Below are 5,582 nucleotides of genomic sequence, written 5' to 3' on the forward strand. Positions count from 1 at the left end.
TTTCGTCCCAATCCTCAAATTCTTCATCATCATCAAAAGCTTCATCCATTATTTGTTGATGATAATCATCCCACATAAACTCCACTTTTTCTGGCGATGATTCTGCCTGCTCGGTTTCACGTGGATGTGCATTAATATATTCCATTAAATCCCAGCATAAAGCCTTTACACCTTCGTGGTTAATTGCAGAAATAGTATAATATTTATCTTGCCAACCAAGTGCCTTAGCAATTTCAGCCGCTCTCTCTGCCCCCTCTTCAGCACCTAATACATCCATTTTATTAAACACTAACCAACGCGGTTTATTAGCTAGTTTTTCACTATACTGATGTAGTTCTTGGATAATGACTTTTGCATTCTCGATCGGATCAGAGCCATCAATTGGTGCGATATCAATTAAATGTACTAACACTCGGCAACGTTCAAGATGCTTTAAGAAACGAATACCAAGCCCTGCTCCATCAGATGCACCTTCTATCAATCCGGGAATGTCAGCAACAACAAAACTCTGTTCGTTATCCATTCTAACCACACCCAAGCTAGGTACTAATGTTGTAAATGGGTAATCCGCTACCTTTGGCTTGGCTGCTGAAACAGCACGAATAAACGTTGATTTACCCGCATTAGGTAAGCCTAACATCCCCACATCAGCAAGTAATAATAACTCTAATAACACATCGCGTTTTTCGCCTGGCGTACCATCCGTTTTTTGCCTTGGCGCACGATTTACTGATGATTTAAAACGCGCATTTCCTAAGCCATGAAAACCACCTTTAGCAACCAATACTTTTTGTTGGTGATGCGTTAAATCGCCAATAACTTCACCAGTATATTTATCCGTAATTCGCGTTCCTACAGGCACTTTAACAGTGATATCTCGACCTCGTTTACCGGTACAATCAGAACCTTGCCCATTTTGACCACGTTCAGCACGGTAATTTTTTTCAAACTGAAAATCAACAAGTGTATTCAAATTCTCATCAGCAATAAAAAATACATCACCACCATCACCACCATCACCACCGTCAGGGCCACCTTTAGGTATATATTTTTCTCGGCGAAAACCAACACAACCATTTCCACCATCTCCAGCTTCGACTCGAATTGAAGCTTCATCTACAAATTTCATTATTCTTCCCCTTTATTGCGGTTAATTAGCCAGCCTTTTCTTGGATGCCAAATATAATGCCCAATGGTCGCAAACATTGCGCCCGCAACAACAGACACTGCGCCAATATAACCTAAAATATTTAAATATTGCATAGCAAACTTTTCAGGCCAAATTAATGCAAACAGATCTGAAAAGACAAGTGCAAATAATGGCGTTAGGGTTGTTATAGCACTAACTTGTGCCGCTTGCCACCGCTCCATTGCCATCACTAACGCACCATATGCAATGATAGTATTTAAACCACAAAATATAATTGCAAAAAGTTGCGTTGCATCAGCATTTGCAATCCTGCTTGGTGAAGTAAATGGCATTAAAAACACGGTACAAATAAGGTAAATTAACCAAAGTAGCTGTTCTGCACGTAATTTACGTAATAACACCTTTTGAGCAAGTGCATAGCAAGCCCATGAGACCGAAGCAAGTAAACCAAGCCAAACCCCTATACCATACGAAGACATATTAGAAAACAGATCTGCAATATTTTTATTAAAAAATAGCCCTAACCCAATTAGTAAGACTAAAATACCAATGATCTGAGTTGGTCTTAGTCGCGCTTTAAAAATTAAAGCGCTTGACACCATAAATATCACAATGCCAGTTTGCCCAACAACTTGGGCTGTTGTGGCTGAAAGGTATTGAACTGCACTAGCAAATAAAGCAAAATTACCCAGCAATCCAAATCCAGCAATTATCAATAAAATAAAGCGACGGCGTTTTTTAAACATCATTAAACTAGGAAATTGCTTTTTGTAAGCCAACCAAATGGTAATCCCAAGCGCTGAAATAGCTAACCTAGACCAGGCTAATGTCAAGGGATCAACAACCACTAGTGCATATTTCATTGCAACTGGCACAATGCCCCACATCACCGCAGTTAACATGGCAAGTGCAAAACCTAATTTAACATTTTGCTGTTTTATCATATCGCTATCGATTTTATATGCGTTTAAAGAAAAGAAAAAAGCCCCACAATAACTGTGAGGCTTTTATAACTTTTGACCCGCTGTTAAGTTAGCTATTTGCAACTACACTAACATAACGACGGTTTTTAGGTCCTTTAACTTCAAATTTTACTTGCCCATCAATTAAGGCAAATAGAGTATGATCGCGACCACAACCTACATTGGTACCTGGGTGAAATTGAGTTCCACGTTGACGAACTAAAATATTACCAGCAAGAACTTCTTGACTACCATAACGTTTAACACCTAAACGTTTACTTTGGGAATCACGACCATTACGTGATGAACCACCAGCCTTCTTATGTGCCATTGTGCGATACTCCTATTAAGCGATTGCAGTGATCTTCACATCAGTGAACCACTGACGGTGACCTTGTTGTTTACGATAGTGTTTACGACGACGGAATTTAACAATTTTCACTTTGTCACCACGACCGTGCTCAACAATTTCTGCTTTAATTGTTGCACCTTCAACAAACGGAGCACCAACTTTGATGTCTTCACCATTTGCTACCATTAAAACTTTATCGAAAACAACTTCTGAGCCTGTTTCGACTTCAATTTTTTCCAAGCGAACGACTTGACCTTCGCTAACTCGGTGTTGCTTACCACCACTTTGGAAAACTGCGTACATACTTAACTCCGCAATAAAAAGCAGACGATTACTTGATTAAACATATATGTCTGCATTGATTAATCTTATAGGGCGTGAATTTTACGCAAAATTTATGCTTGTTGCAAGCGCTGTTTACCAAAAGATCGCAAAAAGTTACAAAAAAGATCAGCGATACACTTTTTTCAAGCTACAATAATCATAAATTACTAGTTACCCAAAACAAATTATAAAATAATGATGAGTGCTTATATACCGAAAAGAAAAATTAGCCACACCGCATCAATTATTAACCGTTTAACGCTATTACTGTTTTTTTTAGGGATGATTGCTTTAGTCGCATTATCGTTTTCAATTCAGGTAGCCAACGATGCCAAAGGTGGCGCATACATGGTAAATCAATTGGGGCTACTGAGAATGAAAAACTACCAATTGCTTACTATGATTCCACTGAACGAAAAAGAGTATGACCGTTTAAACATATTTAGTGATATTTCTTCATCACAACCGCATTTAATGCTTTTAAAACGTTATGACTTAATGAATGAATTTAATCAATTACAACTTGATTGGAATACTCGCATTGCCACTAAAATACAGCAAGCAAAAAAATTGAACGAGATAAAAACTGACATTGAAAACTATGTAACTCGTATCAACCATTTGGTGCATAAGATTGATCAAAAAACCGAAAGTAAAATTTATTATATTTCTCAATTACAACAATTATTTATTGCCATTATTGTCTGTTTTTTAATTGTTCAAATTTATTACTTGCGTTATTACCTGCTTGCACCATGGCAAAAGCTACTAGATATGGCGGAAGCTATTACAAATCACAATTTTAAAGAACGTTTTAATATTAGAAACCCAAAAAATGAGTTTGATCTATTAGGGCTGGCTTTTAATCGGATGTCAGAGCAGATCGAATCACAATATTTATTGCTAGGACAACAAGTTGCTGAAAAAACAGCCAAGTTACAACAAACCAATAAAATCGTTTCATTTCAATACCAAGCAACAAAACAACTACATACTTCAGAGCCATTATGTGCCCGTTTTTTAAAAATCCTACGTCAATTAGAAGAGTTAGTGCCATTAACTCACTTTCAAATTCGCTTTTATGAATCCGATGATCCTGAGCATTATCAACAAGCCAGTTACGATAACGAGCAAAAATTACCTTATTGCCAAAGCCCTAAATGCAATGCATGTTTAATCTCGTCCAAGCATGGTTCCGAAAAAAACCTTCAACGCCATTGGTATCTTCAAGAAAACGGAGAAAAATATGGGATATTATTTGCTTTGCAACCAACGGGATTAATATTAACCGATGAGCAAGAAAGCTTAATTATGGGGCTCATTGAGCAAATGACTACAGCAATGAAGCTAGAGAGAAAAATAGAACAACAGAAACAATATTTATTAATGAAAGAACGCTCTGCTATGGCCAGAGAACTGCATGATTCGATAGCACAATCACTTTCTTGTTTAAAAATACACCTTAGTTGCTTACAAATGCAATCAGATCTCACATCACAAAGCAGTATTGATTTATTAGCAACCATGCGTAAAGAAATCAATCTTACCTATTCACAATTAAGAGAACTCATTACCTCTTTCCGTTTACGTCTCAATCGCACAGGCTTTTATGCAAGTTTAATCGAACTCATTGAAGAGTTTAACCAAAAATTACAATTCAATATTCAATTTGAATACCAATTACCACTTAATATTATTAATAGTAAATATGCATTTCATTTATTACAGATTATTCGAGAAGGACTAAATAATATATACAAACATGCAAAAGCCACACAAGTCGCTGTCAATTTAAAAATGAATGATGATCAAATTGTTTCTGTTTGTATTGAAGATAATGGTATTGGTTTACAAAACAATATTAAACAGGATAATCGTTATGGACTAATTATTATGCGTGATAGGGTTGAAATACTAAATGGCAATTTATCAATCAACAGCAAACCTCATGTAGGAACACAAATTATGGTAGCATTTAAAGCAAACAAAACCATTCCATTAAAAAAATAGATGAGTAAAAAATGGAACAAATAAATAGTTCAATTCTTCTTATTGATGATCACCCAATGTTAAGAAATGGCGTGAAACAATTAATAAACACAGTAAACCATTTTGAAATTGTGGGAGAAGCTGGCTCAGGTATCGAAGGGGTTAAATTAGCCCAAGAGCTCGATCCTGATATTATTCTGCTCGATATCAATATGCAAGATGTCAATGGGCTAGAAATATTGCGCTATTTACGGGAGAAAAACATCGCAAGTCGCATTATTATGTTCACCGTATCGGACGCAAAAGAAGATATTATCACGGCACTAAAAACAGGTGCTGATGGGTATTTATTAAAAGATATGGAACCAGAAGATTTTCTAAAATCACTCAAAGAAATCTCGCTTGGAAAGTTAATTATGGATGATGCTATTTCACATATTATCCTCAATTATATGCGTCATGGTGAAGAACAGCTTACTAATCAAACTCACGATGTGAGCCTATTGACACCAAGAGAAAATGAAATTTTTAATTTATTAGTTCAAGGCCTGCCGAATAAATTAATTGCAAAAGAGCTAGGTATCGTAGAAAGTACTGTAAAAGTACACATCAAAAGCATATTCAAAAAACTTAATTTTAAATCACGAATGGAAATGACCGTATGGTATCTACAAAGTAAGGAATAATCTTAGCCATTGAAAAATAAAAATAGATAAATCGTTATGCGTTATCTTTGTTTAATAAAGTAAAACAATTTATAACCTAAAAACTTCCTGTTCGGCGAATTAGTAAATAACATTATTCA

The 5,582-nt window shown here is 35.9% G+C and carries 6 protein-coding genes; 2 read left to right on the forward strand and 4 right to left on the reverse strand.

Annotated elements, in window-relative coordinates; translation table 11 throughout:
* From cgtA to rplU, 4 genes are all read right to left on the reverse strand, one after another.
* Positions 1-1,129: Obg family GTPase CgtA (gene cgtA / locus A9G30_RS06650; protein ID WP_065588440.1), on the reverse strand; the 1,129-nt coding region annotated here is incomplete at its 3' end.
* Positions 1,129-2,094, reverse strand: a complete 966-nt coding sequence (locus tag A9G30_RS06655) for a DMT family transporter (protein WP_065588441.1) — start codon at positions 2,092-2,094, stop codon at positions 1,129-1,131. The genes A9G30_RS06655 and cgtA, both read right to left, overlap by 1 nt.
* A gap of 88 nt (positions 2,095-2,182) precedes the next feature.
* Complete coding sequence (gene rpmA, locus A9G30_RS06660) at positions 2,183-2,443, reverse strand: 50S ribosomal protein L27 (RefSeq protein ID WP_034915250.1); 261 nt, start codon at positions 2,441-2,443, stop codon at positions 2,183-2,185.
* A gap of 15 nt (positions 2,444-2,458) precedes the next feature.
* Positions 2,459-2,767: a 50S ribosomal protein L21 gene (gene rplU, locus A9G30_RS06665; RefSeq protein WP_034948580.1), complete on the reverse strand. Its 309-nt coding sequence runs from the start codon at positions 2,765-2,767 to the stop codon at positions 2,459-2,461.
* A gap of 216 nt (positions 2,768-2,983) precedes the next feature.
* Here rplU and narX point away from each other — a divergent pair, with 216 nt between their 5' ends.
* Together narX and narL are read left to right on the forward strand one after the other, a co-directional pair.
* Positions 2,984-4,798: a nitrate/nitrite two-component system sensor histidine kinase NarX gene (narX, locus tag A9G30_RS06670; protein WP_065583297.1), complete on the forward strand. Its 1,815-nt coding sequence runs from the start codon at positions 2,984-2,986 to the stop codon at positions 4,796-4,798.
* Positions 4,799-4,809: 11 nt separating this feature from the next.
* A complete protein-coding gene (gene narL, locus A9G30_RS06675; RefSeq protein ID WP_065568421.1) occupies positions 4,810-5,463 on the forward strand; it encodes a two-component system response regulator NarL in 654 nt (217 codons plus the stop codon).
* The last annotated feature ends 119 nt before the right edge of the window (positions 5,464-5,582 follow it).

The organism is Gilliamella sp. Fer4-1 (genome assembly GCF_001690515.1).
Classification (GTDB): domain Bacteria; phylum Pseudomonadota; class Gammaproteobacteria; order Enterobacterales; family Orbaceae; genus Gilliamella; species Gilliamella apicola_C.

Coding starts and splice junctions, on each gene's coding strand:
- rpmA (WP_034915250.1), bottom strand. CDS start 2,443: ATGGCACATAAGAAGGCTGGTGGTTCATCACGTAATGGTCGTGATTCC.
- A9G30_RS06655 (WP_065588441.1), bottom strand. CDS start 2,094: ATGATAAAACAGCAAAATGTTAAATTAGGTTTTGCACTTGCCATGTTA.
- rplU (WP_034948580.1), bottom strand. CDS start 2,767: ATGTACGCAGTTTTCCAAAGTGGTGGTAAGCAACACCGAGTTAGCGAA.
- narX (WP_065583297.1), top strand. CDS start 2,984: ATGATGAGTGCTTATATACCGAAAAGAAAAATTAGCCACACCGCATCA.
- narL (WP_065568421.1), top strand. CDS start 4,810: ATGGAACAAATAAATAGTTCAATTCTTCTTATTGATGATCACCCAATG.